Raw genomic sequence first — 230 nt, forward strand, 5'->3', positions numbered from 1 at the left:
TCTACGAGATTAGTATAGAAGTTGCCTCGGCTTTCGCCACCGTTTCCTTCTACAGTTGGATCATTGATTGGTTTGACAAATTCGCCATCATTGATCACCAATTCTGTAAATCCTACAAAACGAGCATCATAGTCAGCTGTATAGATGACACGAAGATAGTTGGCTTTGACTGGTGTCGTCAATTCACCCTCGATGTAACGATTTCCTGGCATCTTAGAATCATGTGTCCA

General features: G+C 42.2%; 1 protein-coding gene. It reads right to left on the reverse strand.

What is annotated here, in order from left to right; translation table 11 throughout:
- The coding region (locus HMPREF2628_RS04725; RefSeq protein WP_142350497.1) for a hypothetical protein at positions 1–230 on the reverse strand (230 nt) is incomplete at both ends.

It is taken from the genome of Streptococcus sp. HMSC063B03, from assembly GCF_001836965.1.
Taxonomy (GTDB): Bacteria; Bacillota; Bacilli; order Lactobacillales; family Streptococcaceae; genus Streptococcus; species Streptococcus pneumoniae_F.